30 protein-coding genes are annotated in these 24,699 nt (G+C 70.4%); 17 read left to right on the top strand and 13 right to left on the bottom strand.

What is annotated here, in order from left to right; genetic code table 11:
• The first annotated feature begins 97 nt into the window (after positions 1-97).
• From ACWD2L_RS20235 to ACWD2L_RS20215, 5 genes are all read left to right on the top strand, one after another.
• Positions 98-1,336 carry a Mur ligase family protein gene (locus ACWD2L_RS20235; RefSeq protein ID WP_351331107.1) on the top strand — a complete coding sequence of 413 codons (1,239 nt, stop codon included), beginning with the start codon at positions 98-100 and terminating at the stop codon, positions 1,334-1,336.
• 40 nt (positions 1,337-1,376) lie between these two features.
• A complete protein-coding gene (locus tag ACWD2L_RS20230) occupies positions 1,377-2,108 on the top strand; it encodes a type 1 glutamine amidotransferase (RefSeq protein ID WP_351331108.1) in 732 nt (243 codons plus the stop codon).
• Between the two features lie 167 nt (positions 2,109-2,275).
• On the top strand, positions 2,276-3,301 hold the full coding sequence (locus tag ACWD2L_RS20225) for a 6-phosphofructokinase (protein ID WP_351331109.1): 1,026 nt from the start codon (positions 2,276-2,278) through the stop codon (positions 3,299-3,301).
• Positions 3,302-3,412: 111 nt separating this feature from the next.
• Positions 3,413-4,366: a cytochrome c oxidase assembly protein gene (locus tag ACWD2L_RS20220; protein ID WP_351331110.1), complete on the top strand. Its 954-nt coding sequence runs from the start codon at positions 3,413-3,415 to the stop codon at positions 4,364-4,366.
• A 100-nt stretch (positions 4,367-4,466) separates the two neighbouring features.
• Positions 4,467-4,625, top strand: a complete 159-nt coding sequence (locus tag ACWD2L_RS20215) for a hypothetical protein (protein WP_326020160.1) — start codon at positions 4,467-4,469, stop codon at positions 4,623-4,625.
• Between the two features lie 26 nt (positions 4,626-4,651).
• On the opposite strand, the gene ACWD2L_RS20210 is transcribed toward ACWD2L_RS20215, so the two are convergent.
• Complete coding sequence (locus ACWD2L_RS20210; protein WP_351331111.1) at positions 4,652-5,044, bottom strand: SSI family serine proteinase inhibitor; 393 nt, start codon at positions 5,042-5,044, stop codon at positions 4,652-4,654.
• Between the two features lie 208 nt (positions 5,045-5,252).
• On the opposite strand from ACWD2L_RS20210, the gene ACWD2L_RS20205 reads away from it, so the two are divergent.
• Both ACWD2L_RS20205 and ACWD2L_RS20200 read left to right on the top strand, forming a co-directional pair.
• Positions 5,253-5,969 carry a lysophospholipid acyltransferase family protein gene (locus tag ACWD2L_RS20205; RefSeq protein WP_351331177.1) on the top strand — a complete coding sequence of 239 codons (717 nt, stop codon included), beginning with the start codon at positions 5,253-5,255 and terminating at the stop codon, positions 5,967-5,969.
• 87 nt (positions 5,970-6,056) lie between these two features.
• Positions 6,057-7,094 carry an NAD-dependent epimerase/dehydratase family protein gene (locus tag ACWD2L_RS20200; RefSeq protein WP_351331112.1) on the top strand — a complete coding sequence of 346 codons (1,038 nt, stop codon included), beginning with the start codon at positions 6,057-6,059 and terminating at the stop codon, positions 7,092-7,094.
• 22 nt (positions 7,095-7,116) lie between these two features.
• On the opposite strand, the gene ACWD2L_RS20195 is transcribed toward ACWD2L_RS20200, so the two are convergent.
• The 8 genes from ACWD2L_RS20195 to ACWD2L_RS20160 form a co-directional block, all read right to left on the bottom strand.
• Positions 7,117-8,751, bottom strand: a complete 1,635-nt coding sequence (locus tag ACWD2L_RS20195; RefSeq protein WP_451190396.1) for an alpha/beta hydrolase — start codon at positions 8,749-8,751, stop codon at positions 7,117-7,119.
• A 132-nt stretch (positions 8,752-8,883) separates the two neighbouring features.
• Positions 8,884-9,657 (bottom strand): urease accessory protein UreD, encoded by a 774-nt coding sequence (locus tag ACWD2L_RS20190; protein ID WP_351331114.1) that lies wholly within the window; start codon positions 9,655-9,657, stop codon positions 8,884-8,886.
• Positions 9,645-10,322 carry an urease accessory protein UreG gene (gene ureG / locus ACWD2L_RS20185; RefSeq protein ID WP_351331115.1) on the bottom strand — a complete coding sequence of 226 codons (678 nt, stop codon included), beginning with the start codon at positions 10,320-10,322 and terminating at the stop codon, positions 9,645-9,647. Before ureG ends, ACWD2L_RS20190 begins: the two co-directional genes overlap by 13 nt.
• A gap of 182 nt (positions 10,323-10,504) precedes the next feature.
• Positions 10,505-11,179, bottom strand: a complete 675-nt coding sequence (locus tag ACWD2L_RS20180; protein WP_351331116.1) for an urease accessory protein UreF — start codon at positions 11,177-11,179, stop codon at positions 10,505-10,507.
• 31 nt (positions 11,180-11,210) lie between these two features.
• Positions 11,211-12,932 (bottom strand): urease subunit alpha, encoded by a 1,722-nt coding sequence (locus ACWD2L_RS20175; protein ID WP_351331117.1) that lies wholly within the window; start codon positions 12,930-12,932, stop codon positions 11,211-11,213.
• Entirely contained in the window at positions 12,925-13,236 is a 312-nt protein-coding gene (locus tag ACWD2L_RS20170) for an urease subunit beta (RefSeq protein WP_351331118.1), read from the bottom strand. The genes ACWD2L_RS20175 and ACWD2L_RS20170 overlap by 8 nt, the downstream gene beginning before the upstream one ends.
• A 16-nt stretch (positions 13,237-13,252) precedes the next feature.
• Positions 13,253-13,555, bottom strand: coding sequence for an urease subunit gamma (locus tag ACWD2L_RS20165; RefSeq protein ID WP_351331119.1), 303 nt, complete (start codon positions 13,553-13,555; stop codon positions 13,253-13,255).
• A gap of 211 nt (positions 13,556-13,766) precedes the next feature.
• A complete protein-coding gene (locus ACWD2L_RS20160) occupies positions 13,767-14,057 on the bottom strand; it encodes a type II toxin-antitoxin system Phd/YefM family antitoxin (RefSeq protein WP_351331120.1) in 291 nt (96 codons plus the stop codon).
• A gap of 78 nt (positions 14,058-14,135) precedes the next feature.
• Between ACWD2L_RS20160 and ACWD2L_RS20155 the strand changes: the two genes are divergently transcribed.
• From ACWD2L_RS20155 to ACWD2L_RS20140, 4 genes are all read left to right on the top strand, one after another.
• The gene (locus ACWD2L_RS20155; RefSeq protein ID WP_351331121.1) at positions 14,136-14,771 is read left to right on the top strand and encodes an ATP-dependent Clp protease proteolytic subunit; all 636 of its coding nucleotides are present in this window, start codon (positions 14,136-14,138) and stop codon (positions 14,769-14,771) included.
• A 7-nt stretch (positions 14,772-14,778) separates the two neighbouring features.
• Positions 14,779-15,087, top strand: a complete 309-nt coding sequence (locus tag ACWD2L_RS20150) for a hypothetical protein (protein ID WP_351331122.1) — start codon at positions 14,779-14,781, stop codon at positions 15,085-15,087.
• 540 nt (positions 15,088-15,627) lie between these two features.
• Entirely contained in the window at positions 15,628-16,101 is a 474-nt protein-coding gene (locus ACWD2L_RS20145; protein ID WP_351331123.1) for a C40 family peptidase, read from the top strand.
• A gap of 48 nt (positions 16,102-16,149) precedes the next feature.
• Positions 16,150-16,623 (top strand): DUF6328 family protein, encoded by a 474-nt coding sequence (locus ACWD2L_RS20140; protein WP_351331124.1) that lies wholly within the window; start codon positions 16,150-16,152, stop codon positions 16,621-16,623.
• Here ACWD2L_RS20140 and ACWD2L_RS20135 read toward each other — a convergent pair.
• A complete protein-coding gene (locus ACWD2L_RS20135; protein WP_351331125.1) occupies positions 16,607-17,044 on the bottom strand; it encodes an ATP-binding protein in 438 nt (145 codons plus the stop codon). The two genes, ACWD2L_RS20140 and ACWD2L_RS20135, sit on opposite strands and share 17 nt — an antisense overlap.
• A gap of 284 nt (positions 17,045-17,328) precedes the next feature.
• On the opposite strand from ACWD2L_RS20135, the gene ACWD2L_RS20130 reads away from it, so the two are divergent.
• Together ACWD2L_RS20130 and ACWD2L_RS20125 are read left to right on the top strand one after the other, a co-directional pair.
• Positions 17,329-18,186: a helix-turn-helix domain-containing protein gene (locus ACWD2L_RS20130; protein WP_351331126.1), complete on the top strand. Its 858-nt coding sequence runs from the start codon at positions 17,329-17,331 to the stop codon at positions 18,184-18,186.
• 50 nt (positions 18,187-18,236) lie between these two features.
• A complete protein-coding gene (locus tag ACWD2L_RS20125) occupies positions 18,237-18,446 on the top strand; it encodes a DUF397 domain-containing protein (RefSeq protein WP_351331127.1) in 210 nt (69 codons plus the stop codon).
• On the opposite strand, the gene ACWD2L_RS20120 is transcribed toward ACWD2L_RS20125, so the two are convergent.
• A complete protein-coding gene (locus ACWD2L_RS20120) occupies positions 18,430-19,599 on the bottom strand; it encodes an 8-amino-7-oxononanoate synthase (RefSeq protein WP_351331128.1) in 1,170 nt (389 codons plus the stop codon). The two genes, ACWD2L_RS20125 and ACWD2L_RS20120, sit on opposite strands and share 17 nt — an antisense overlap.
• 209 nt (positions 19,600-19,808) lie before the next feature.
• On the opposite strand from ACWD2L_RS20120, the gene bioB reads away from it, so the two are divergent.
• The 3 genes from bioB to bioD are packed head-to-tail and all read left to right on the top strand — an operon-like array spanning position 19,809 to position 22,949.
• A complete protein-coding gene (bioB, locus tag ACWD2L_RS20115) occupies positions 19,809-20,951 on the top strand; it encodes a biotin synthase BioB (protein WP_351331129.1) in 1,143 nt (380 codons plus the stop codon).
• The gene (locus ACWD2L_RS20110; RefSeq protein WP_351331130.1) at positions 20,944-22,242 is read left to right on the top strand and encodes an adenosylmethionine--8-amino-7-oxononanoate transaminase; all 1,299 of its coding nucleotides are present in this window, start codon (positions 20,944-20,946) and stop codon (positions 22,240-22,242) included. The genes bioB and ACWD2L_RS20110 overlap by 8 nt, the downstream gene beginning before the upstream one ends.
• An 8-nt stretch (positions 22,243-22,250) precedes the next feature.
• Complete coding sequence (gene bioD, locus ACWD2L_RS20105; protein ID WP_351331131.1) at positions 22,251-22,949, top strand: dethiobiotin synthase; 699 nt, start codon at positions 22,251-22,253, stop codon at positions 22,947-22,949.
• A 152-nt stretch (positions 22,950-23,101) separates the two neighbouring features.
• Here bioD and ACWD2L_RS20100 read toward each other — a convergent pair whose 3' ends face one another.
• On the bottom strand, positions 23,102-23,440 hold the full coding sequence (locus tag ACWD2L_RS20100) for a fic family toxin-antitoxin system, toxin component (protein WP_351331178.1): 339 nt from the start codon (positions 23,438-23,440) through the stop codon (positions 23,102-23,104).
• Positions 23,441-23,504: 64 nt separating this feature from the next.
• On the bottom strand, positions 23,505-23,744 hold the full coding sequence (locus ACWD2L_RS20095) for a toxin-antitoxin system HicB family antitoxin (protein ID WP_351331132.1): 240 nt from the start codon (positions 23,742-23,744) through the stop codon (positions 23,505-23,507).
• A gap of 153 nt (positions 23,745-23,897) precedes the next feature.
• Here ACWD2L_RS20095 and ACWD2L_RS20090 point away from each other — a divergent pair, with 153 nt between their 5' ends.
• The gene (locus tag ACWD2L_RS20090; RefSeq protein WP_451190384.1) at positions 23,898-24,698 is read left to right on the top strand and encodes an ABC transporter ATP-binding protein; all 801 of its coding nucleotides are present in this window, start codon (positions 23,898-23,900) and stop codon (positions 24,696-24,698) included.
• The last annotated feature ends 1 nt before the right edge of the window (position 24,699 follow it).

The raw sequence follows: 24,699 nt of genomic DNA, 5'->3' as shown, positions 1-24,699 counted from the left end.
TGCCGCTGTTCGGGCTTGTCAGAGGATCTCGATAGGCTGAGCCCATAAACGATGCCGGGGGCAGGCGCGGCGCCGTACGCAAGGAGGACCCAGGAAAATGGCAGGCAACTCGGAGCCGATGACTCCGCGCGCCAAGCTGGCCGTGACGGCCGGCCGGGCCGCGGCCGCGGTGTCGCGGGCGGCGGGCCGCGGCAGCGGATCGGTGATCGGCGGCAAGGTCGCGCTGCGGTTCGACCCCGAGCTGCTCGCGCGGGTCGCCCAGCACCTGGAAGTGGTGCTCGTCTCGGCCACGAACGGAAAGACGACGACCACGCGACTGCTCGCGGAGGCCCTGCGCGCCAGCGGCACCGTCGTGTCGAACGCACTGGGTGCGAACATGCCGGCGGGCATCACCTCCGCCCTGGCCGGCGGCGGCGACGCCAAGTACGGCGTGATCGAGGTCGACGAGAAGTACCTGGTCGGCGTCGCCCGCGACACCGACCCGAAGGCGATCGCGCTGCTCAACCTCTCGCGCGACCAGTTGGACCGCGCCGGTGAGACCCGCATGCTCGCCGAGAAGTGGCGCGAGGGCCTGTCCGGTTCGAAGGCCATCGTGATCGCGAACGCGGACGACCCGCTGATCGTCTGGGCCGCCTCCTCCTCGCCGAACGTGGTGTGGGTCGCCGCGGGCCAGGAGTGGAAGGACGACGCCTGGTCCTGCCCGGCGTGCGGCGGTGTGATGCAGCGCCCCGGTGACGACTGGTTCTGCGGCGAGTGCGGCTTCCGCCGCCCGCTCGCGAGCTGGGCGCTCCAGGGCGACCACGTCATCGACCCGCACGGCTCCGCCTGGCCGATCAACCTCCAGCTGCCGGGCCGCGCCAACAAGGCGAACGCGGCGACGTCCGCGGCCGTCGCCGCCTGCTTCGGGGTACCCCCGCAGGTCGCCCTGGAGCGCATGTACAAGGTGCAGGCGGTGGCGGGCCGCTACGACGTCGTGCAGTTCCAGGAGCGCGACCTGCGGCTGCTGCTCGCCAAGAACCCTGCGGGCTGGCTCGAAACGTTCACGCTGATCGACCCGCCGCCGACCCCGGTGATCCTCTCGGTGAACGCGCGGGGCGCCGACGGCACCGATACCTCCTGGCTGTGGGACGTCGACTACACGCGCCTGGCCGGCCACCCGATCTGCGTGATCGGCGACCGTCGGCTCGACCTCGCGGTCCGGCTCGAGGTCGCGGGACTGGACTTCCGGGTCTGCGAAACGCTCGACGAGGCCGTGCAGATGTCACCCCCGGGACGCATCGAGCTGATCGCCAACTACACCGCGTTCCAGGACGTCCGCCGCCGCGTGGGCAACTGACCGGGCCCCACGAAGAACGCGACAGCGAAGGATCATGAGCATGAGTGACAACAGCCTGCGCCTCGTGTGGGTCTACCCCGACCTCCTGAGCACCTACGGAGACCAGGGCAATGCTCTGGTGGTGGAGCGCCGCGCCCAGCAGCGCCGCCTCCAGGTCGAGCGCTACGACGTGCGCAGCGACCAGGCGGTGCCGACCTCCGGCGACATCTACCTCATCGGCGGCGGCGAGGACCGTCCGCAGCGCCTCGCGGCGGAGCGGCTGCGCCGCGACGGCGGCCTGCAGCGCGCGGTGGCCAACGGCGCGATCGTCTTCTCCGTGTGCGCCGGATACCAGATCCTCGGCCACGAGTTCGTGAACGACCTCGGTGAGCGCGAGCCCGGGCTCGGCCTGCTCGACGTCGTCTCGACGCGCGGCGAGGGCGAGCGCTGCGTCGGTGACGTACTGGGCGACATCGACCCGGAGTTGGGCCTGCCGGAGCTGACCGGCTTCGAGAACCACCAGGGCATCACGCACCTCGGTCCCACGGCGCGGGCCTTCGCCCGCACCCGGATCGGCAAGGGCAACGGGACGGGGGACGGCACCGAAGGCGCCTTCAACGACACCGTCTTCGGCACGTACATGCACGGGCCCGTGCTCGCGCGCAATCCGCAGATCGCCGACCTGCTGATCAAGCTGGCGCTCGACGTGAACGCGCTGCCGCCGGTGAACGACCACTGGTACGAGGAGCTCAGGAACGAGCGGATCTCGGCGGCCACGACGCAGCCGGCGTAGCCACGGCCGGCGGGCCCTTCGGTGCACGTCCGTGCCCATGTGAGCGGGCCGGTCCACCAGTCGGACGCCCGGTGCGGACGGGCCCCCGGACGCCGATAAGGTACGGGGGTCCAGCCGGACGACGCAGTCCGGCCATCGGCCCACGTTTGCAAAGGTAATCCGGGCTTATGCGTATTGGTGTCCTCACTTCCGGAGGCGACTGCCCCGGCCTGAACGCCGTGATCCGCTCGGTCGTGCACCGTGCCGTCGTCGATCACGGCGACGAGGTCATCGGCTTCCACGACGGGTGGAAGGGCCTGCTCGAGTGCGATTACCGCAAGCTGGACCTCGACGCGGTGGGCGGCATCCTCGCCCGCGGCGGCACCATCCTCGGCTCCTCCCGCGTACAGCCCGCGCATCTGCGCGACGGCATCGAGCGGGCCAAGGAGCACGTCGCGGACCTGGGCCTGGACGCGATCATTCCGATCGGCGGCGAGGGCACCCTGAAGGCGGCCCGCCTCCTCTCGGACAGCGGCCTCCCGATCGTCGGCGTACCGAAGACGATCGACAACGACATCGCTGTCACCGACGTGACCTTCGGCTTCGACACGGCCGTCGGCGTCGCCACCGAGGCGCTCGACCGCCTCAAGACCACCGCCGAGTCGCACCAGCGCGTGCTGATCGTCGAGGTCATGGGCCGGCACACCGGCTGGATCGCGCTGCACTCCGGCATGGCCGCGGGCGCGCACGCCGTCGTCGTCCCCGAGCGCCCCTTCGACGTCGAGGAGCTGGCCGCGAAGGTCGGTGAACGCTTCGAGGCGGGCAAGAAGTTCGCGATCGTCGTCGCCGCCGAGGGCGCCAAGCCGCGCGAGGGATCGATGGCGTTCGACGAGGGCGCCAAGGACGTCTACGGCCACGAGCGCTTCGCCGGCATCGCCCGGCAGCTCTCCGTGGAGCTGGAGCAGCGCCTCGGTAAGGAGGCCCGACCGGTGATCCTCGGCCATGTCCAGCGCGGCGGCACCCCCACCGCGTACGACCGGGTGCTCGCGACGCGGTTCGGCTGGCACGCCGTGGAGGCCGTGCACCGCGGCGAGTTCGGCAAGATGACCGCCCTGCGTGGCACCGACATCCTGATGGTGTCGCTGGCCGAGGCCGTGGAGACGCTGAAGACGGTGCCGGACGAGCGGTACGCCGAAGCCGAGTGCGTGCTCTGATCCACTCCCCGCCCGAACCGCACAGAACTGCCCCCGGCCGAAGCAGCGGCCGGGGGCAGTTCTAGTCTGGGTGCGCACAATCCGTACGAAACGAGCAACAGGAGCCGGCGGATGGATCACAGCGGGCACGGCATGAACATGGATCTGCCGCCGTTCACGCTGGGGCGTGGCCTTGAATGGTCGGCCGACCCCTTCTTCCTCGTCGGGTGCCTCCTCGCGCTCGCCCTGTACGGCTACGGCGTCGTGCGGCTGGCCCGGCGCGGTGACGCGTGGCCGGTGTCCCGGACGATCTCGTTCGTCGTGGGCGTGCTCACCATCGGTCTGGTGATGTGCACGAAGCTGAACGACTACGGCATGGTCATGTTCAGCGTGCACATGGTGCAGCACATGGTCATCAGCATGCTGTCGCCGATCCTGCTCCTGATGGGCGCCCCGATCACCCTCGCCCTGCGGGCGCTCCCGGTGTCCGCGAAGCGCGGCAGCAAGGGGCCCCGTGAGGTGCTCCTGTGGCTGCTGCACAGCCGCTACATGCGGATCATCACGCACGCCGCGTTCACGATCCCGCTGTTCATCGCGAGCCTGTACGCGCTCTACTTCACGCCGCTCTTCGACTTCCTCATGGGGTCCAAGGTCGGCCATCTCGCGATGATGGTGCACTTCCTCGCCGTCGGCCTGGTGTTCTTCTGGCCGATCATGGGCGTGGACCCGGGGCCGAACCGGCCCGGCTATGTGATGCGAATGCTGGAGCTGTTCGCGGGCATGCCGTTCCACGCCTTCTTCGGCATCGCGCTGATGATGGCGTCGACGACGATGGTCGGCACGTTCGAGAACCCGCCGGCCTCGCTGGGCATCGATCCGCTCTCCGACCAGACCGCCGCCGGCGGCATCGCCTGGGCGTTCAGCGAGGTGCCGTCGGTCCTGGTGCTGCTTGCCCTGCTCTTCCAGTGGAAGAAGTCGGACGACCGGCAGGCTCGCCGCAAGGACCGCGCCGCCGACCGGGACGGCGACAAGGAACTGGCGGCCTACAACGCCTATCTGGCTTCCCTCAACGCGCGCGGACAGTAGCGCCACGCGCGCGTGGCAGTAGCGCCGCTACCCCGTTACGGGTGAGTATGGCCTCCTGGTCGCGGTCGGACATGTCCGGCTGCTGGGAGGAGGGTGCGTTATGCCCGGTTCCACGAAGACGATGGGTGCGTTCACCGTGGGCGGCCTGGTGGCCGTGACCGCCTACACGGTGGCGCTCGGCAGCAACGGGTGGCTGTGGTTCGGCTGGGTGGTGCTCGGCCTGCTCACTGTGGCGATGGTGGCGTCCCGCAGCAGCTGAAAGCCGGTACCTCCGGGGAACGGGGGTCAGAAGCGGAAGACGTAGCCGGTCGAGGCTTCCATCGTGCAGGCGTTGCCGAAGGTCTTGTGCCAGGCGATTGCCTTGCCGCGGTACGTGCCGGTGGCCTCGACCGTGACCGGGTCGTACACCTGGGTGCACATCTGCTGCTCGACCGGCAGCGCGTCCAGGTCGCCACCGGCCGCATCGAGGGCCGCGCAGGCCTCCGCGGCGTGCGGGTGCTGCCCCGAGGGCCGCGGCACACAGTTCAGGTGGACACCCCGGACCCAGGTGTTCTCGGCGCCGGAGACGGTCAGGAACAGCTCGCGCGGCTGCTCGGGTCCGTTGGTCGCGGCGACAGCCGAAGGGGCCGCAGCGGCCAGGGACAGGAACACGGCAGCGGCCGCGAAGACGGAACGCATACGGAAAACCTCCGGTGCTGGGACGTCAGGGTGGGAACACAGCACCCGCCGGGGCCGCCACCGCCAAGCGGACGCGCCGATCAGGCCCCGGAGAGCACCCGATCGGGCTCTCGCGCCGACGCTCCCGATTGGTTACTGTGCGCAAGCACGCAGCGGTACACGCGGCAGTACAAGCGGTCCAAGTGGCATGTGGGGGAAGGCGATCGGGATGTTCTACCGGCTGCTCAAGTACGTGATCCTCGGGCCGCTGCTGCGGCTGCTCTTCCGGCCCCGGATCGAGGGCCTGGAGCACATACCGGAATCCGGCGCCGCGATCGTCGCGGGCAATCATCTGTCGTTCGCCGATCACTTCCTGATGCCCGCGATCATCAAGCGGCGGATCACGTTCCTGGCGAAGGCCGAGTACTTCACCGGGCCGGGCCTCAGGGGCCGCCTCACCGCGGCGTTCTTCCGCAGCGCGGGCCAGATCCCGGTCGACCGCTCGGGCAAGGAGGCCGGCCAGGCGGCGATCCGCGAGGGCCTGGGGGTGCTGCGCCGCGGGGAGCTGCTCGGCATCTACCCGGAGGGCACGCGCTCGCACGACGGACGCCTGTACAAGGGCAAGGTCGGCGTCGCCGCGATGGCGCTCAAGGGGCGGGCTCCGGTCGTGCCGTGCGCGATGATCGGCACGTTCGAGGCGCAGCCGCCCGGCCAGAAGATCCCGACGATGCGCCGGGTGACGATCCGGTTCGGCAAGCCGATCGACTTCTCGCGCTACGCCGGGATGGACGACGAGAAGGCGATCCTGCGGGCGGCCACCGACGAGATCATGTACGCGATCCTGGAGCTGTCCGGGCAGGAGTACGTGGACAAGTACGCGGCCCTGGTGAAGGCGGAGGCCGAGGAGGAGAAGGCCCGGAAGTTCCCGCGGCTGCCGCTGAGTTGACCTCACTTCGGTCGACCTCTGGGTTCCCCGCTCTGCGCTGAGCAGATTCCGGGGTGTGGGCGAGCCCCGCCGACGTACGGTCCGGTCATGAAGAAGGCATTGGTGATCGGTGCGGCAGGGCAGATCGGACGGCCCACGGTACGGGCGCTCGCGGAGGACGGCTGGGAGGTGACGGCGGCCTCGCGCGGTGGCGGGCGGGACGCGGAGTGGCCGGACGGGGTGCGGGCGGTGCGGCTGGACCGGGAGGACGACGCGGCGCTCGCGGAGCTGGTCGGGGACGGGGTCGACCTCGTCGTCGACATGGTGGCCTTCACGCGGGAGCACGGGCGGCAGCTCGCGGGGCTCTCCGGCCGGATCGGCTCGGCGGTGGTGATCTCCAGCGGCGCCGTCTACCAGGACGCGGAAGGCCGCAGTTTCGACACGCAGGGCGAGCCGGACGGCTGGCCGCGCTATGACGGCCCCGTAAAGGAGACCGACCGGACGCTCGCGCCGGGCGACGCGACGTACGGGACGCGCAAGGTGCGGTTGGAGCGGGATCTGCTGGCGCTCGGTGACGCGCTGCCGACGACCCTGCTGCGGCCGTCCGCGGTGCACGGACCGTACTGTCGCACGCCGCGCGAGCTGTACTTCGTGAAGCGGAACCTCGACGGGCGCCGCAGGCGTGTGCTCGCGTTCGACGGGGAGAGCCGCTTCAACCCGGCGAGCGCCAGGAACCTGGCGGAGCTGGTGCGGGTGGCCGCGGCGCGGCCGGGATCGCGGGTGCTGAACGCCGCCGACCCGGACTGCCCCACCGTCGCCGGGATCGGCACGATGATCGACGCGTTGATGGGGGTGGAGACGGAGACCGTGCTCGTGTCCGGGCCGCCGCCGGCTCCGACCGTCGGGGACACTCCGTGGTCGCTGCCCCACCCGCTCGTCCTCGACATGTCGGCCGCCGAGCGGGAGTTGGGGTACAAGCCGGTGACGACGTACGCTGACGCGCTCCCCGAGACGGTCGAGTGGCTGACCGCGCGGCTGCGGGAGCAGGACTGGGAGACCGGCTTCCCGAAAATGGTCGCGTCGTACACGACCGGTCTTTTCGACTACGCGGCCGAGGACGCCTGGCTGGCGTCATCGGCCGCGTAGGGCTAACGGATCTAACGGATCGCTACGGCTTGGGCGTGGCGTGCGGTGCGCACGTCACGTCCTTGGCGTCGGTCTCGCCGGTGAGCAGGTAGTTGTCGACCCGGTCGTTGATGCAGGGGTTGGTCAGACCGGTGACACCGTGCGAGCCCGCGTCCTTCTCGGTGATCAGGCGGGAGCCCTTGAAGCGCTTGTGCAGCTCGACGGCGCCTTCGTACGGGGTGGCGGCGTCACGCGTGGACTGCACGATGAGGACCTTCGGCAGGCCCTTGCCGGTCTTCACGTCCAGCGGCGTCTGCTGCTTGGTCTTCCAGGTGGCGCAGGGCAGGTTCATCCACGCGTTGGCCCACGTCATGAACGGGTACTGCTTGTCGAGCGCCGTGTTGTCCTTGTCCCACTTCGACCAGCTGGTGGGCCACTTGGCGTCGGCGCACTCGACCGCGGTGTAGACCGCGTTGCTGTTCTCCGATGCGGCGTTGCCCGCGGTGTCCGACATGTCGGGGGCGGCGGCGTCGACCAGGGCCTGGGTGTCGCCGGCGACGTACTTGCTCCAGGTCTGCGCGACCGGGACCCACGAGGAGTCGTAGTACGGCGCGCTCTGGAAGAAGGCGATCAGCTCGGCCGGGCCGAGGACCCCGCCGATGGGGCTCTTCTTCGCGGCGGCGCGCAGGGTCTCCCACTGCTGTTGGACCTTGGCGCGCGTGTCGCCGAGGTGGAAGGTTGCGTCGTTCGCGGCGACCCAGTCCTGCCAGTCCTTCCAGCGGCCCTCGAAGGCGATGTCCTGGTTCAGGTTCGCCTGGTACCAGATGTTGCTCTTGGCCGGATTGACGACGCTGTCGACAATCATGCGGCGGACGTGGCCCGGGAAGAGCGTGCCGTAGACAGCGCCCAGGTAGGTGCCATAGGAGACGCCGAGGTAGTTGAGCTTCTTGTCACCGAGGGCGGCACGGATGACGTCGAGGTCGCGCGCGGTGTTCGGCGTCGTCATCTGCGGCAGCATCTCGCCGCTCTTGTCGTAGCAGCCGTCCGCGTACTCCTTGGCGAGCTTGCGCTGGGCGAGCTTGTCCGCCTCGGAGTCGGGGACCGGGTCGGCCTTGGGCGCCTTGACGTACTCCTGCGGGTCGACGCAGGAGATCGGCGCGGAGTGGCCGACGCCGCGCGGGTCGAAGCCGACGAGGTCGTAGGCCTTCGCCATCTTCGCGTAGATCGGGTTCTTGGTGGTCACGCGCGTCGGGAAGCGCATGCCGGAGCCGCCCGGACCGCCCGGGTTGTAGACGAGGGAGCCCTGGCGCTCGCCCTTGGTGCCGGTGTTGCCGATGCGGTCCACGGCGAGCTTGATCTGCTTGCCGTGCGGCTTGGTGTAGTCGAGCGGCACGCTGACCCAGCCGCACTGGATGGGCTTGTCGAGGCCCCAGTCCGCGGGGCAGTCCTTCCAGTCGACGCCGGCCTTCGCGGCCTTGGCGGCGGCGAAGGCCGCGCCGCGCGCCTGGCGTTCGGCGGTACTGCTGCCGGACTTGGGTGCGTCGGCCTGGGCGACGGGGGCGGTGACCGCGCCCGCTATCAGCGCCGCCGCGGCGAACGCGCCCGCGGAGCCGATCACCGCCTTCCGGCTGCCGCGCGCTGTCTGTCTGGTCCGTCTCAAGTGAGGCCTCCCGCACATCGATTCGATCCGTACGTCGATCGTGTTGCTGATCGGTACGCGGATCCTGACGCGTGCGGGGCCCCTGGCAACAGAGACAGCGGGCGTTCTTTACCAATCCGATAAACGGTATAACTCGCCCCGGTGAGCGGTTCAGGCCAGTCGGTCCAGCGCCGCATCGAGCGTCCGGCGCAGCCGAAGGGCGTCCGGCGCGACCGCCGTGACCAGCACGGCGGGGCCCGCCAGGGGCGTGAGCGCGGCCGTTCCGGCCTCGTCGAGCAGGGCGGCGGACGGCTTGTCCGTCTCGAACTCCGGGCGTACGACGACGAGTTGACCGAGGGCCCGGTGACCGGCGAGGACGGCGGGACCGTCCCAGCCACCGGGCGCGCCCGGGCCGCAGGCCAGCTCCTGGTCGAGCAGCGGACGTCCGGCCCGGTACACGGTGAGGCGGCTGGTGAGCCGGCCCGGCTCCTCGGCCACGCGCCCGAGCACCTGCTCCTCGCGCAGCACGAGCCGCGCGCCCGGCGCGAGATCGGCGCGCGTGGCGACTCGCAGGTCGCTCCCGCCCGCCGAGATCAACTGCTCGGGCAGCCAGTCCAGTCGGGCCCCGTCGGCGACGTCGAGGCGTACGTCGTAGTGGGCCTCGTCCTTGGCCTGTCCCGGCAGGGCGATGGTCGCGGCGATGGAGCCCACGTGCAGGTGGGCGCCCTCCTCGGCGCGCGCCTCCACGGTGAGGTGGTCGCCGCCGAGCGGGCCGCTCATGGCGCCGACGAGCATGACGCGGGCCTCACCGGCGCTCGCGCCGCGCGTGCGGCGCAGCGCGAACGAGCCCTCGGCCTCCATGACGGGCAGCGCGGTGCCGCCCCGCCCGTCGCCGCGCGAGACGATCCGGGCGGTGGAGCGGACGCCCGCGCTCACGCGGTCCACGCGGCGAGCCGCTCCCGGGCCCAGGCCGCGACGTCCCCGACGCCGACCTCGGAGCGCAAGGACTGGAGCACGACGGGGAGTTCGGCCCGCGCCTCCTTGGCGTCGGCCTCCATCCTCGCCAGGTCGGAGCCGACGTACGGGGCGAGGTCGGTCTTGTTGATGACCAGCAGGTTCGCGGTGGTGACACCGGGGCCGCCCTTGCGCGGGATGTCGTCGCCGCCCGCGACGTCGATCACGAAGATCTGCGCGTCGATGAGGCCCTTGGAGAAGGTGGCGGTGAGGTTGTCGCCGCCGGACTCGATGAGGATCAGGTCGAGCGGGCCGACCTCGTCCTCCAGGTCCTCGACGGCCTCCAGGTTCGCGGAGATGTCGTCACGGATCGCGGTGTGCGGGCAGGCGCCCGTCTCCACGGCGGTGATCCGCTCGGGCGGCAGCACGGCCTCGCGCAGCAGGAACGCGGCGTCCTCCCGCGTGTAGATGTCGTTCGTGACGACGGCGAGCGAGAGCTCCTCGCGCAGCGCGCGGCAGAGCGCGGCGACGGTGGCGGTCTTCCCCGAACCGACGGGCCCACCGAGCCCGATCCGCAGCGCCCGCCGCGTCCCGTCGGGCCGCCGAGCATCGGCGGAAACGGCGGAGGCTTCGTCGTGAGAGTGCCCAAGGTGCATGCTGATCCACAACTCCAATCTTTCCGACCTCACGGTCGGCCCGGCCGGCTCTTCCAGCCCGTCCGGCGTTTGAGGACATCCGGCCGGCTCTATCCAGCCCGTCCGGCGTTTGAGGACAAGAGGGTCCGGGGGCGAAGCCCCCGGGGGTCGGGAATGGGAAGGGGCGGCGGGGGCGACTTCCGCTAGGACGCGAAGAGCCGCACGGGCCAAGCCGCATGCGCCTCCGCGCCAATCTCCAGAAGCGGCGCCGACCCCGCAGGAAGCGCATCAACCCCCACATCAACCACCCGCCGCGCCGCCTCCACGGCATCCGCCACCACCCGATCAACCTCAGGCGCAAGCCGCGCCAGCACCCCGGTCGCATCGAACGGATCAAGGCTCAACAACCGCACCACGGCAGTCGCCGCCCCACCCACCCCTTCATACGCGGAGCAATACGCGGCATCCTCCGCCCCAAGCCCCGCCGACCTCGCGGCAAGCCCGAGCACGACGGGCTGATGCGCCCCCTTGGGGAACTGCCGTGCCAGGGCGTCGAGTTCGGGGTGCGGCCAGGTGGCACGCGCGGCCCGCATCATCTGCCGCCCGAGCTTGCGCGCGACGGCCCGCAGCGCGACCGACGGCGTACGCGCGTCGGCAGCCTCGTCGAGCGCGGCGGGGTCAATGCCTAGCGCGGCGGCAGCGGCCAACGAAGCGGTCACGACCCCACTGGTGTGCAACCGCCCCCGGCAGAACGCCTCCAGGCTCGCCGCGTCGGTGATCCGGCCCGCCTTGACCGCGGCCTCCGCCCCACCGGAGTGCGCATGCCCTCCGGCGGGGAAGCGGCCGTCGGCCAGGACGAGCAGTGCGGCGCGGCTCATGACGTACGCACCCGGCTCACAAGAACCCGCATCAGAACAGGAAGTACCGCTGCGCGAGCGGCAGTTCGGCGGCCGGGGCGGGCTCGACGAGCTCGCCGTCGATGGTCACGGCGAACGAGTCGGCGGCGACCTCGACGCGCGGCAGGGCGTCGTTGTTGAGCATGTCGGACTTGCCGCGACCGCGGGTGGAGTGGATCGGCACGAACGACCGGCCGAGCCCGAGCCGCTCCGGCAGCCCGTCCTCGATCGCCCACTCGCTCGTGAAGTTCACCGAGTTGGACTGGGGCGCCCTGCCGTACGCGCCGTACATCGGGCGCGGCAGCATCGGCTGCGGCGTGGGGATGGACCCGTTGGCGTCGCCCATCTGCGCATACGCGATCTGCCCGCCCTTGACGACGAGTTGGGGCTTCGCGCCGAAGAACTTCGGGTCCCAGAGCACCAGGTCGGCGAGCTTGCCGGGCTCCACGGAGCCGACCTCGTGGTCGATGCCCTGCGAAACGGCCGCGTTGATCGTGTACTTGGCGACGTAGCGGCGGGCGCGGGCGTTGTCGGCGCGGGTGTCGCCGGGCAGGAAGCCGCGGCGTCGCTTCATGACGTGCGCGGTCTGCCAGGTCCGCATGATGACCTCGCCGACGCGGCCCATGGCCTGCGAGTCCGAGGACATGATCGAGATGGCGCCGAGGTCGTGCAGGATGTCCTCGGCCGCGATGGTGGTGGGCCGGATGCGGGACTCGGCGAAGGCCAGGTCCTCGGGCACCGCCGGGTTGAGGTGGTGGCAGACCATCAGCATGTCGAGGTGTTCCTCGACGGTGTTGACGGTGTGCGGCCGCGTCGGGTTGGTGGACGACGGCAGCATGTTGGGCAGCGACACCGCGGTGATCATGTCGGGCGCGTGCCCGCCGCCCGCGCCCTCGACGTGGAACGCGTGCAGCGTGCGCCCCGCGACCGCGTCGAAGGTGTCCTGGACGAAGCCGGACTCGTTCAACGTGTCGGAGTGGATGGCGAGTTGGACGCCGGACTCGTCACAGACGTCGAGACAGGCGTCGATCACGGCCGGTGTCGCGCCCCAGTCCTCGTGGATCTTGAAGCCGACGGCGCCGCCGCGCAGTTGGGCGCGCATGGACTCCTTCGACATGGTGTTGCCCTTGCCGAGGAAGCCGATGTTGACCGGGCTGCTCTCCATCGCCGCGAACATCCGGGCGAGGTGCCAGGAGCCGGGGGTGATGGTCGTCGCCTTGGAGCCCTCCGCGGGGCCCGTGCCGCCGCCGACCAGCGTGGTGACGCCGGAGGCGAGGGCCTCGTCGAACTGGGTCGGCGAGATGAAGTGGACGTGGGTGTCGATGCCGCCGGCGGTGACGATCTTGCCGTTGCCCGCGATGACTTCGGTGTCGGGGCCGAGGACGAGGTCGGGGTGGACGCCGTACATGGTGTCCGGGTTGCCGGACTTGCCGATCGCCGTGATGCGGCCGTCGCGGATGCCGATGTCGGCCTTGACGACGCCCCAGTGGTCGATGATCACGGCGCCGGTGATGACCGTGTCCGGGGTGCCGTCGGCGCGTGTGGCCCGTGACTGGCCCATGGACTCGCGGATGACCTTGCCGCCGCCGAAGACGGATTCGTCGCCGGAGAGGCCGGGTCCGCCGGAGCGATCCTCCTCGATCTCGACGAGCAGGTCGGTGTCGGCGAGCCGGATGCGGTCGCCGGTGGTGGGGCCGAACAGATCGGCGTACGCGGCGCGGGACAGCTCAGGCATCGAGGGCACCTCCGGTCTCGCCGCGCAGGCCGGTGACGATGCGATTGCCTGCGAGGGGTACGAGTTCGACGTCGACGGGGATGCCGGGCTCGAAGCGTACGGCGGTGCCCGCGGCTATGTTCAGCCGCTTGCCGCGGGCGGCGGCGCGGTCGAAGTCGAGGCCGGGGTTGGCCTCGTAGAAGTGGTAGTGGGAGCCCACCTGGATGGGACGGTCGGCGGCGTTGAGCACCGTCATACGTGTGACGTCGCGGCCCTCGTTGTATGCGACCGGCTCGTCGGCGAAGAGTATTTCTCCGGGAATCATGACTGCCGCTCCCCCGTCAGACGATCGGCTCGTGGACGGTCACGAGCTTGGTGCCGTCCGGGAAGGTCGCCTCGACCTGCACGTCGTGGATCATCTCGGAGATGCCGTCCATGACGTCGTCACGGGTGAGCAACTTGCGTCCGGAGGCCATGAGTTCGGCGACGGTGCGCCCGTCCCGGGCGCCTTCGAGAATGTGCGAGGTGATCAGTGCGACCGCCTCGGGGTGATTCAGTTTCAGACCCCGGGCCCGACGCTTCTCGGCGACGTCGGATGCCACATGGATGAGCAGTCTCTCCTGCTCGTGCGGGGTCAAATGCACGATCCACCTCACAAGTCCTTCATGCCGGACCGTGCGGGCCCGGCTGCCGCGGCCACCGCGACGGGTCTAGATGTAACACACAACAAAGGCGCTCATCCGTGCGGACCCTGCCGCGAAAAGCGGCCGATGACCTGGAGTTGGAGGCTAATTCAGCGGAGTTTCAACGGCGTTAACCGACGCTTGACCGTCTTATTGCTGAACGTCGACCGCGCTACCTCAGCTCGGGGCCGCGATGCTCGGCGGCAATACCGAACCTTTGCTGTTCGCCCGGAGCGGACGCCGCCGTACCAATTCGTGACACGGACGTGACCACCGGTTCATCCGCGACATCTCCGGCGTGGACCCCCATCGCCTCGAGTCGCTCCAGGTCGGCGGCCGAGACCAGGGCGACGAGCGGCTTGCCGTGCCGGGTGACGACCACGCGCTCGCTGCCGTACACGACGCGGTTGATCAGGTCGGCGAGCTCAGCCCTGGCTTGCGTCACCGGAATCTCATAGGCCATGCTCCTCATCGTACGTCATGTACGTCCTGTACATTTTTACCGGTACAGCGTTTTCGCAGGTCCAGAGGAGGAGGCACCATGACCCGTCCGTCCGGCCGCTACGTCCTGCCCGAGTTCACCGAGCGCACCAGCTCGGGTAGCCGCACCCTCGACCCGTATTCGAAGCTCCTGGAAGAGCGCATCGTCTTCCTCGGCACGCCGATCGACGACGTCTCGGCGAACGATGTGATGGCGCAGTTCATGCACCTCGAGTACCAGGCGCCCGACCAGGACATCTCCCTGTACATCAACTCCCCGGGCGGCTCGTTCAGCGCGATGACCGCGCTCTACGACACGATGCAGTACGTCAGTTGCGACGTGGCGACGACGTGTCTGGGGCAGTGCTCGTCCGTGGCCGCGGTGCTGCTCGCGGCGGGGGCGCCGGGGAAGCGGATGACGCTGCCCGGCGCGCGCGTGGTGATCGACCAGCCCTCGCTGCCCGAGCCGGCCCAGGGGCAGCCGAGCGACCTGGAGATCTACGCGAGCGAACTCACGCGCATGCGCGACCAGTTGGAGGAGCTGCTCGCCGAGCACAGCGGGCGCTCCAAGGAACAGGTCGGCGCGGACATCGAGCGGGACACCGTACTGACGGCCCAACAGGCCCTCGAATACGGCCTGGTGGACCACGTCGTGGAGAGCCGGACCACCACGCTGCGCTCCCCCGGCGCGAGGTGATCGGCCGATGTATCCGCCCGAGCTCCCGCCGCTGCCCGCGATGACCCGCGCCGAGTGCGAGCTCGTGGACCGCTATCTGGAGGTGGTCGACCTCATCGCGCGGATCAACCCGGCCCGGGGCGATGACACCTACAGCGGACTGCGCGCGGCGCAGGCGCTGGTGAGCCGGGCGGTCGAGCTGCGGGACGCGCTGAACCTGATGCACCAGAGGGGCGAGAGCCGGGTGCACGCGAGCACGCTCGCGCGGGCACTGCGCGTCCTGGACGGGGAGCGGCGCACCAATCGGGTCACGTTGCCGTCAGAAACGGTCGGTTGACGTCACGGACCGCTCACCGAACTTCCCGAACCACCACGCCGCAACCCAAACGACCCGTACGGGGTACCCCGTACGGCCCATCCTCCGGTACGCACATGAGCCCGCCAAAGTTGCGTACGCGCCGTAGTCCGTTGCCGGAATTCGACGTTCCGCCGCTGGTGCGGGGCTCGTCGGTGCTCGGCGGGCGGGGACGAAAGCCGCACCGTCCACCCGAACGGGCCAAGGGTGACGAGACTCACTTACCGCCGGTTCACCCCGGTTTTCGCCCCCGCCGTGCGTGAAGATCCGTTGCGACGACAAGCCCCCGCCACCGCGGCGGGGCGGTCCGCACGGACGCCGAGTCCTGCCGCCGTGCGGATGCCAGGTCGACAGGAGTGCATCGGCAGGAGTGGAGGACCCGAGCACGACGGGCCCCCGCCGCGCCTCGCCAGAGGCCGCGCCGGACGGTCCTTGGGGTGAAGCCGCAGCATGCGGCCGGGCAACTTCGCCGGCCCGAACCCGACAGGTCATCCTTCACAGGCGGTTGACGAAGGGTTGCGCATGACTGCGCTGAATCGTGTTCCGTCGCTGCTGACCCGGGCGGGTACCGCTTCCGCCCTCACCATCGCCGTCGCCGGCGCGGGGCTCACTGTCCCCGGCGCCGCTTCCGACGCATCAGCGGCCACGGCATCCGTCAAGGCACTGCACGTCGCCGCGTCCAAGAAGGGTGCGCCGTACAAGTGGGGCGCCGCCGGGCCGCACCGGTTCGACTGCTCGGGCCTCACGCTCTACTCGTTCAAGCGGGCGGGCAAGAAGCTGCCCCGTACCGCGGCCCAGCAGTACAACAGGACCAAGCACATCTCAAGGTCCCATCGCACCCGCGGTGACCTGGTGTTCTTCCGCTCCGGCCGAAGCATCTACCACGTCGGCATCTACGCCGGAAAGGGCCGTATCTGGCACTCCCCGAAGACCGGAGCCAAGGTGCGCCTTGAGCGGATCTGGACGAACAGCGTGCTGTACGGCCGGGTGCGGTGAGCCGCCGCGCTCGCGCTTGAGCGTGCCGCGAGCGGATACTCGTAGGCGATGGACGAGCGCAACGAGACGCCGTTGGAGCGCGCCGACCGGAACTTCGGAGAACTCCTTCAGGAGCTCCGGGTCATCCAGACCGGCGTGCAGTTCCTGTTCGCGTTCTTGTTGACCCTCGCGTTCACCTCGCGCTTTCCCGAGCTCGACACCGTCCAACGGGCCACGTATGTCACGACGTTGCTCCTCACGGTCATCGCGGCCGCGCTGTTCACGGCGCCGGCCGCGGTGCACCGGATGCTGTTCCAGCTGGGCGCGAAGCGGCTGATCGTGACGGTGTCCGCGCGGCTCGCCGCGTACGGGATGGTGGTGCTGGTGCTGGCGCTGAGCGGGTCCGTGCTGCTCGTGGTCGATGTGACGGTCGGCAGGGGCGGCGGGATCGCGGCCGGCGTCGGGACGTTCTGCGTCTGTGCGGGTCTGTGGGGGCTGCTGCCGTGGCTGCTGCGGCGAGCGATCCTCAGGCGGGACGGCTGACCGGGGCCACCCAGGGCAGCGTGATCAACACCGTCTTGCCCCCCTCGGGAGTCGGTCGCACGGTCAGCGTGCCGCCGCACTCCGCGGTGAGACAGCGGATGATGACCATGCCCCTGCCGTTGTCCTGCTGGACCGCGGCAGGCAGCCGCTTCGGATAGCGGGGGTGACTGTCCGTGACGCCGATGCGCAGCTGCTCGTCACGCTCCAGCTCCATGTCGACGGTGAACGTGGGTGACTGCCCGCGTGTGTGCTGCACCGCGTTCGTCGCGAGCTCGGAGACGATCAAGCGGATGGCGTCCGCCGCGTCGGTGCCCGACGCCATGCCCCACTCCCCGAGGATGGTGGCGACATACCTGCGGGCGGCGGAGACCGAGGCGGGATCGCTCGGCAGGGTGACGGATGCTTCCTGGTGATCTGCCATGGCGACGTGTCCCTTTCCCGCCGAGGTGGCTCGTCCGGCCGCACGGATCGCTCGCGTACGGCCCCCGGCAACTGCTTCGCGCCAGATTGCCACTTGGACGTCCCCCCGTGGTGCCGATCCCCCAAGATATGCATATATCTGTCGCTCGATGCGGTGAACTCTGGGACGGTGGAGTGCATTTGGGCCGAGGGCCGCTGTGTCCTCTACCGTCGGCTCAGATATGCGTCCCGTGCGGGCCGGGAGGGAGTCCGGCCGGGTGGCGCGAGGAGCCCGAGGAGTCCTCCATGAAATACGGTCCCGCGGTACGCCGCCGCAAGCTCGGTGCCGAATTGCGGACGCTGCGCGTCCGGGCCGGCCTGACGAGCGGAGAGGCGGCCAGGCTCGTCGGCTGGCACCAGTCGAAGGTGAGCAGGATCGAAACAGGGCGCAGCGGCGTGAAGCCTGCGGACGTGCTGCGGCTGCTCGACGCCTTCGAGGCCCGCGATCCCCGACTCCGCGAGCTGGTGGTCGCGCTGGCCGGCGGAGACGAGGCGGGCGGCGGCGGGCAGCACTGGTGGCACGCGTACCGGAGCCTGCTGCCGCCCGCGTACCGCGATTTCATCAGCCTGGAGTCCCAGGCGTGCCGCATCAGGACCCTGGAGACGAGCGTCGTGCCGGGGCTGCTGCAAACTCCCGAGTACGCGCACGCGGTGACACGTTCGGTATTGAACGGTGCGCCGGACCGGCACATCAACGCGCTGGTGGATGTGCGGCTCGCGCGGCAGGACGTGCTGCGCGCCGAGCCGCCGCTGCGGCTCACCGCCGTGCTCGACGAGGCGGTGCTGCGACGCGAGGTGGGCGGGAACGGAGTGCTGCGGCGGCAGTTGGCGCATCTGGCCGAGGCGGCATCAATGCCCCATGTCCGGATCCATGTGCTTCCGTTCTCGTCCGGAGGCCATATCGGCTTGACGGGACCTTTCGTTGTGTTCTCTTTTCCGAACACATCTGATCTGGATGTGGTTGTTCTCGACCATTTGACGAGTAGCCTCTACCTGGAACGGAAAGAAGACCTCAAGGCGTACACGGACGCCTTCGACGCTCTTCTGCTCCACGCCAGGTCACCCGAGGATTCACTGGAATTCATCGCAGCGATTGCCGGGTAAGCGAGGACGCCGACACCTCGTCGTGCGCCGGCACCGCGTGAGGAGGCATCATGGCCATTGCCCGCAGCACGTCGTTGAACGGTGTCCGATGGCGGCGCAGCAGCCGCAGCACGGGCGCCAACAACTGTGTGGAGACAGCCCCGCTGGGGACGGGCGCGACGGCCGAACTGCTGGCCGTCCGCGACTCCAAGCGCATGACGGGGCCCGCGCTCCTGTTCACGTCCGCGACATGGCGGGCATTCGTCACATCCCTGCGGTAGCCGCCCCGTTGGGTGCGGTGCGGCTGATCACCCGTACGGCCCGGTCGACTTCGGTCACCGTGAGGTCGGCGCGGGCGGTCAGCCGCAGCCGCGCGATACCGTCGGGCACGGACGGCGGCCTGAAGCACCCCACCGAGAGCCCGGCGTCCCGGCAGTCCGCGGCCCAGCGGACCGCCGCGTCGGGCGAGGGGGCGCGCACGGAGACGACCGCGGCGTCAGGGCGTACGGCCAACAGCCCTTCCTGCCGCAGGAGTTGATGCAGGGAGGTCGCCATGTCCCGCGACCGCGCCGCGCGTTCGGGCTCGCGGCGCAGGAGCCGTAGTGCCGCGAGGGCCGATCCGCACGCGGCCGGGGCGAGGCCCGTGTCGAAGATGAAGGTGCGGGCCGCGTTGACGAGGTGGTCGATGACGTGGGCCGGGCCGAGCACCGCGCCGCCCTGACTGCCGAGGGACTTGGAGAGGGTGACGGTGGTGACCGTGTCCGCGGCGCCCGCGAGGCCCTCCGCGTAGGGGACGCCCCGCCCGCCGGGGCCGACGACGCCGAGCCCGTGCGCGTCGTCGATGATCAGACCGGACCCGAACTCCCTTGCCGCACGCGCCAGTTCGGCGATCGGGGCCCGGTCGCCGTCGACCGAGAAGACCGAGTCGGTGACGACGACGGCCGACCCTTCATGCGTGCCGAGTGCCTTGCGGACGGCTTCAGGGTCCGCGTGCGGGGCCACTTGGGTAACCCCGCGGGCGAGGCGGCAGCCGTCGATCAGCGAGGCGTGGTTGCCCGCGTCCGACACGATCAGTGAGGCGTCTGGGGCGAGGGCCGTGACAGCCGCGAGGTTCGCCGCGTATCCGGAGGAGAACACGAGGGCCGCCTCGAAGCCGCAGAACTCGGCCAGTTCGCGCTCCAGTTGAGCGTGCAGTTCGGTGCTGCCCGTCACCAGGCGGGACCCGGTGGCCCCACCACCCCACCGGCGCGCGGCCCCGGCCGCACCCTCGACGACCTCGGGGTGCCGGGCGAGCCCCAGGTAGTCGTTGCTCGCGAGGTCGAGCACCGGGCTGCCCGCCGGGCGCGGGCGCAGCGTACGGACGAGTCCCGCGGCCTCGCGGGCGCGCCGCTGTGCGCCGATCCAGCCGAACGCGGGTGTGTGGGGCGTGGGCATGAGTCCCTCTGCGAGTCCGGCAATGGGTGAGCGGCGCATTGAGCGATGCGTTGGGCGCCGCTTTGGTTGAGCGCTGCTTTGTAGGTAATGCACAGACACTAGCGCCCGCGCCACTCGGGCAGGATGTGGCAATACCCACACGACGTACGCCGTCCTTTGTAGAGAGTCTCCTTTCCCCGGGGCTACGGGATAGGTAAGGATCAGGGCCCATGGACCTGCTGAACACGCTGGTGGACAAGGGGCTTCGGCGCGAACTGCCGAGCCGTGAAGAGGCGCTCGCGGTGCTCGCGACGTCGGACGACGAACTGCTCGACGTGGTGGCCGCGGCCGGCAAGGTGCGCCGCCAATGGTTCGGGCGGCGGGTGAAACTCAACTATCTGGTGAACCTCAAGTCGGGTCTGTGCCCGGAGGACTGCTTATACTGCTCGCAACGCCTCGGTTCGAAGGCGGAGATCCTCAAGTACACGTGGCTGAAGCCCGATGAGGCCTCCAAGGCAGCGGCCGCCGGGATCGCGGGCGGCGCAAAGCGGGTGTGCCTGGTGGCGAGCGGGCGCGGGCCGACGGACAAGGACGTGGACCGGGTCGCGCGGACCATCGACGCGATCAAGACCGAGAACGAGGGCGTGGAGGTGTGCGCCTGCCTCGGTCTGCTGAACGACGGGCAGGCGGAGCGGCTGCACGGCGCGGGTGCCGACGCGTACAACCACAACCTCAACACCTCCGAGGCGACGTACGGCGACATCACCACGACGCACACGTACGCGGACCGCGTCGACACCGTGAAGAAGGCGCACGAGGCGGGCCTTTCCGCCTGCTCCGGCCTGATCGCGGGCATGGGCGAGCGCGACGAGGACCTGGTCGACGTCGTCTACGGGCTGCGCGAACTCGACCCTGACTCGGTGCCGGTGAACTTCCTGATCCCGTTCGAGGGGACACCGCTGGCCAAGGAGTGGAACCTGACACCGCAGCGGTGTCTGCGGATCCTGGCCATGGTGCGGTTCGTGTGCCCGGACGTGGAGGTGCGGATCGCGGGCGGCCGCGAGGTGCACCTGCGGTCGATGCAGCCGCTCGCCCTGCACATCGCCAACTCCATTTTCCTGGGCGACTACTTGACGAGCGAGGGCCAGGCGGGAAAGACCGACCTGGACATGATCGCGGACGCCGGGTTCGAGGTGGAGGGCACGGAGCAGGTGACGCTGCCGGAGCACCGGGCGGTGGGTGGCTGCGGTTCGACCTGCGCCCCTTCAGCGGAGACCGGGACCGAGGCCGCCACCGAGGCCGGGGAGGCACGGACCGATCTCGTCGCCGTACGCCGCCGCGGCGCGGGGACGGATCTGGCGCCCAATGCCTGAGCTGAACGTGGCCGAACTGCTCGACCTGGACCGGCGCCACGTCTGGCACCCGTACGGTCCGATGCCCGGCACGCAGCAGCCCCTGGTCGTCGAGTCGGCGGCCGGGGCGCGGCTGCGGGTCGCGGGGCACGGCGAGCTGGTGGACGGCATGTCGTCATGGTGGTCGGCGATCCACGGCTATGGCCACCCGGTGCTCGACGAGGCGGCGCGCGGCCAGTTGGGGCGGATGAGCCACGTGATGTTCGGCGGCCTGACCCACGAGCCGGCGGTACGGCTCGTGGAACGCCTTGTCGACATGTCGCCGGAGGGCCTGGAGCACGTCTTCCTCGCGGACTCGGGGTCCGTGTCGGTCGAGGTCGCCCTGAAGATGTGTCTGCAGTACTGGCGCTCCCTGGGCCGGCCCGAGAAACGGCGCATGCTGACATGGCGCGGCGGTTACCACGGTGACACCTGGCAGCCGATGTCCGTGTGCGACCCGGAGGGCGGGATGCACGGCCTGTGGGCGGGTGTCCTCCAGGAGCAGATCTTCGTTGACGAGCCGCCGAGCGGCTTCGACGCGTACGAGGAGTCGTACGCGGAACAGCTGCGGGAGGCGATCGGCCGGCACGCGCACGAGGTGGCGGCCGTGATCGTGGAGCCGGTGGTGCAGGGCGCGGGCGGGATGCGGTTCCACTCCCCCGCGTATCTGCGGGTGCTCCGGGAGGCCTGCGACGCGCATGATGTGCTGCTGGTGTTCGACGAGATCGCCACGGGGTTCGGGCGGACCGGGGAGCTGTTCGCGGCCGGGCACGCGGGGGTGTCGCCCGATGTGATGTGTGTCGGGAAGGCGTTGACCGGTGGCTATCTGACGATGGCGGCGACGTTGTGCACGCCGCGGGTCGCCGAGGGGATCTCGCGGGGCGAGGTGCCGGTGCTCGCGCACGGGCCGACGTTCATGGGAAACCCGCTGGCGTCGGCGGTCGCGTGCGCGTCGATCGATCTGCTGCTTGAGCAGGACTGGCGCGGTGAGGTGAAGCGGATCGAAGCGGGGCTGAGTGATGCTCTGTCAGAGATGCGCGAGATGACCGGAGTTCGGGATGTACGCGTCCTGGGCGCCATCGGTGTCGTCCAGCTCGACCGTGAGATCGACATGGCCGCGGCGACGCGGGCGGCGGTCGCGGAGGGTGTGTGGCTGCGGCCGTTCCGGGACCTCGTCTACACGATGCCGCCGTACGTCACGAGCGACGAGGACGTGGCACGGATCGGTCGCGCGGTGTGCGCGGTCGCTGCCGCCGCGACACGGGAAGGGTGAGGGCCGAGATGGGTGTGCTGGTGGTGACCGGGACCGGGACCGACGTGGGCAAGACCGTGACGACGGCCGCGCTCGCGGCCGTCGCGGCGCGGGCCGGGCGCTCGGTGGCCGTGCTCAAACCGGCGCAGACGGGCGTCGCGCCCGGGGAGCCGGGAGACGTGGACGAGGTGCTGCGGCTCGCCGGGGACGCCGTGACGGGGGTCGAGCTGGCGCGGTATCCGGAGCCGCTCGCGCCGGGTACGGCTGCGGCGCGGGCCGGTCTCGCGCCGGTGCGGCCGTGGCAAGTCGCCGAAGCCGTGGGGAAGTTGGAGGCGTCGCACGACCTCGTGCTGGTGGAGGGCGCGGGCGGGCTGCTCGTGCGCTTCGACGAGGAGGGCGCGACGCTGGCGGATGTGGCGGGGCTGCTCGGGGCGCCGGTGCTCGTGGTCGCGGCGGCGGGGCTCGGGACGTTGAACTCCGTGCAGTTGACGGGTGAGGCCCTACGCGCGCGTGGCCTCCACCAGGCGGGCGTCGTCATCGGCAGCTGGCCCCGCGACCCGGGGCTCGCGGAACGCTGCAATGTGGCGGATCTGCCGGTGGCGGCGGAGGCGGAGCTGCTGGGCGCGGTGCCGGCGGGGGCCGGGGCACTGCCCTCCGGGGAGTTCCGGGCGGGAGCGCGGCGGTGGCTGGCGCCGTCGTTGGGCGGGGTGTGGGAGGGGCACGTTTGACCTAGCCGGGGTCGTTGTGGTCGAGCCGGGGCCGGGGCCAGGGGTTTCGTTGCGCGGCACCGGGGTGCCGCCTTGCCCACCCTGCCGCCCAAGGCGGCAGATTGCCCAAGGCGGCGCGGCACTATCGAGCCCCGCCGAGGGGCGGCTAAGCCTCACAAGCACCAGGTGCGGAGTTCCTTCTCGATGTCGTCGACCGTCGCCGTACCCGTCTTCACCAGGCGCGCCAGATCGCGGATCTGCTCCGGCGACGTGACGATCTTCAGCCCGCTGGCGACGAGGTACGCGTAGGCGACGGCCGTCGCGTACATCGCGTTCGAGCGCTCCAACGCCGGTACGTGGATGAGGAGTTGGAGGAGCGATGCGGCGCGCGCATGCGGCGAGTCGTAGACCGGCACGTCGAATATCGCGGCCCGATGCCGGGCGACGGCACCCACGAGGGCTCCCCAGTCGGTGACCTGCGGATCGCCAGGGGTCTTCCGCTCCGCGACCATCAGCAGCCAGGCGAGGTCGATGGAGAGATGCGGTGACGGTGACGGCCGCGACGACTGTGGCGGCTCACTCAACGGGACGACGCCGACCTTCGATGTCCGCGCCGAACTCCTCGGCGAACACCGACTCGTACTGCTTCATGAAGTCGGCGGCGGCGTCGACAAACGTCCGCCCCTGCTCGCCCGCGTCACGCCGCACCAGATCCTCGATGTACCGGTTCACGCTCACCCCTTGGGCGAGCGCGCGCTCACGGGCGGTGCGGGCGGTGCCCTCTTCCACCCTGACGTTCAGCTGCGTCTTGGCCATATCTCTACGCTAGCGCCATTGTGCTAGCAGCGGCAAGGTGCGGACGATCGATCGTCCGTCGAGGCTCGTTGTCAGTGCGAGCGGCTATTCTCGGATCCGATGTCGAGCCTTGCGGTCCGAAGCACAACTGGCTTACGGAGTAAGGGAGTTGGGGTGGGGGGAACGGGTGTGGTCAAGGAGGCCGCCGTTGCCGCGCGGGCCAGGGGCCTGACGAAGGCGTACGGCTCGGGCGAGACGCAGGTGCTCGCTCTCGACGCGGTGGACGTGGACATCGCGAGCGGCCGGTTCACGGCGGTGATGGGCCCTTCGGGCTCGGGCAAGTCCACGCTGATGCACTGCCTGGCGGGCCTCGACACGGTCTCGGCGGGACAGGTGTGGCTGGGCGAGACGGAGATCACGGGCCTGAAGGAGCGCGACCTGACGCGGCTGCGGCGCGACCGGGTGGGCTTTATGTTCCAGTCCTTCAACCTGATCCCGACGCTGAACGCGGCGGAGAACATCACGCTGCCGATGGACATCGCGGGCAAGTCACCGGACCCCAAGTGGCTGGAGCAGGTCGTCGACACGCTCGGCCTGCGGGACCGGCTGAAGCACCGCCCCGCTCAGCTGTCCGGCGGGCAGCAGCAGCGCGTCGCGTGCGCGCGGGCGCTCGCCGCGCGCCCCGAGCTGATCTTCGCGGACGAGCCGACGGGGAACCTGGACTCGCGGGCCGGGCTCGAAGTGCTCGGATTCCTGCGCCAGGCGGTCGACGAGCTGGGCCAGACCGTGGTCATGGTGACCCACGACCCGGGCGCCGCCGCCCACGCCGACCTGGTCCTCTTCCTCGGTGACGGCCGCCTCGTGGACGAGATGCGGGAGCCGACCGCCGAGGCCGTCCTGGAGCGCCTGAAGCGGTTCGACGTCGCGCGCCAGGTGGTCACCGAACATCCGGGCTCCCCGGGCTCCGGGTCGTAGC

The sequence above is a fragment of the Streptomyces sp. NPDC002754 genome, assembly GCF_053592315.1.
The sequence above is the reverse complement of the archived record's forward strand: the minus strand, read 5'-3'. Positions and strand labels throughout refer to the sequence as shown.

What these genes read in the sequence shown, in the direction of transcription:
- ACWD2L_RS20150 (WP_351331122.1), top strand. Translation starts at nt 14,779, where the DNA reads ATGTATCCGCCCGAGCTCCCGCCGCTGCCCGCGATGACCCGCGCCGAG.
- ACWD2L_RS20200 (WP_351331112.1), top strand. Translation starts at nt 6,057, where the DNA reads ATGAAGAAGGCATTGGTGATCGGTGCGGCAGGGCAGATCGGACGGCCC.
- ACWD2L_RS20210 (WP_351331111.1), bottom strand. Translation starts at nt 5,044, where the DNA reads ATGCGTTCCGTCTTCGCGGCCGCTGCCGTGTTCCTGTCCCTGGCCGCT.
- ACWD2L_RS20110 (WP_351331130.1), top strand. Translation starts at nt 20,944, where the DNA reads ATGCCTGAGCTGAACGTGGCCGAACTGCTCGACCTGGACCGGCGCCAC.
- ACWD2L_RS20145 (WP_351331123.1), top strand. Translation starts at nt 15,628, where the DNA reads ATGACTGCGCTGAATCGTGTTCCGTCGCTGCTGACCCGGGCGGGTACC.
- ACWD2L_RS20095 (WP_351331132.1), bottom strand. Translation starts at nt 23,744, where the DNA reads ATGGCCAAGACGCAGCTGAACGTCAGGGTGGAAGAGGGCACCGCCCGC.
- ACWD2L_RS20160 (WP_351331120.1), bottom strand. Translation starts at nt 14,057, where the DNA reads ATGGCCTATGAGATTCCGGTGACGCAAGCCAGGGCTGAGCTCGCCGAC.
- ureG (WP_351331115.1), bottom strand. Translation starts at nt 10,322, where the DNA reads ATGCACCTTGGGCACTCTCACGACGAAGCCTCCGCCGTTTCCGCCGAT.
- bioD (WP_351331131.1), top strand. Translation starts at nt 22,251, where the DNA reads ATGGGTGTGCTGGTGGTGACCGGGACCGGGACCGACGTGGGCAAGACC.
- ACWD2L_RS20125 (WP_351331127.1), top strand. Translation starts at nt 18,237, where the DNA reads ATGGCCATTGCCCGCAGCACGTCGTTGAACGGTGTCCGATGGCGGCGC.
- ACWD2L_RS20140 (WP_351331124.1), top strand. Translation starts at nt 16,150, where the DNA reads ATGGACGAGCGCAACGAGACGCCGTTGGAGCGCGCCGACCGGAACTTC.
- bioB (WP_351331129.1), top strand. Translation starts at nt 19,809, where the DNA reads ATGGACCTGCTGAACACGCTGGTGGACAAGGGGCTTCGGCGCGAACTG.
- ACWD2L_RS20215 (WP_326020160.1), top strand. Translation starts at nt 4,467, where the DNA reads ATGCCCGGTTCCACGAAGACGATGGGTGCGTTCACCGTGGGCGGCCTG.
- ACWD2L_RS20135 (WP_351331125.1), bottom strand. Translation starts at nt 17,044, where the DNA reads ATGGCAGATCACCAGGAAGCATCCGTCACCCTGCCGAGCGATCCCGCC.
- ACWD2L_RS20120 (WP_351331128.1), bottom strand. Translation starts at nt 19,599, where the DNA reads ATGCCCACGCCCCACACACCCGCGTTCGGCTGGATCGGCGCACAGCGG.
- ACWD2L_RS20175 (WP_351331117.1), bottom strand. Translation starts at nt 12,932, where the DNA reads ATGCCTGAGCTGTCCCGCGCCGCGTACGCCGATCTGTTCGGCCCCACC.
- ACWD2L_RS20195 (WP_451190396.1), bottom strand. Translation starts at nt 8,751, where the DNA reads ATGTGCGGGAGGCCTCACTTGAGACGGACCAGACAGACAGCGCGCGGC.
- ACWD2L_RS20220 (WP_351331110.1), top strand. Translation starts at nt 3,413, where the DNA reads ATGGATCACAGCGGGCACGGCATGAACATGGATCTGCCGCCGTTCACG.
- ACWD2L_RS20155 (WP_351331121.1), top strand. Translation starts at nt 14,136, where the DNA reads ATGACCCGTCCGTCCGGCCGCTACGTCCTGCCCGAGTTCACCGAGCGC.
- ACWD2L_RS20225 (WP_351331109.1), top strand. Translation starts at nt 2,276, where the DNA reads ATGCGTATTGGTGTCCTCACTTCCGGAGGCGACTGCCCCGGCCTGAAC.
- ACWD2L_RS20205 (WP_351331177.1), top strand. Translation starts at nt 5,253, where the DNA reads ATGTTCTACCGGCTGCTCAAGTACGTGATCCTCGGGCCGCTGCTGCGG.
- ACWD2L_RS20130 (WP_351331126.1), top strand. Translation starts at nt 17,329, where the DNA reads ATGAAATACGGTCCCGCGGTACGCCGCCGCAAGCTCGGTGCCGAATTG.
- ACWD2L_RS20235 (WP_351331107.1), top strand. Translation starts at nt 98, where the DNA reads ATGGCAGGCAACTCGGAGCCGATGACTCCGCGCGCCAAGCTGGCCGTG.
- ACWD2L_RS20230 (WP_351331108.1), top strand. Translation starts at nt 1,377, where the DNA reads ATGAGTGACAACAGCCTGCGCCTCGTGTGGGTCTACCCCGACCTCCTG.
- ACWD2L_RS20100 (WP_351331178.1), bottom strand. Translation starts at nt 23,440, where the DNA reads ATGGTCGCGGAGCGGAAGACCCCTGGCGATCCGCAGGTCACCGACTGG.
- ACWD2L_RS20170 (WP_351331118.1), bottom strand. Translation starts at nt 13,236, where the DNA reads ATGATTCCCGGAGAAATACTCTTCGCCGACGAGCCGGTCGCATACAAC.
- ACWD2L_RS20180 (WP_351331116.1), bottom strand. Translation starts at nt 11,179, where the DNA reads ATGAGCCGCGCCGCACTGCTCGTCCTGGCCGACGGCCGCTTCCCCGCC.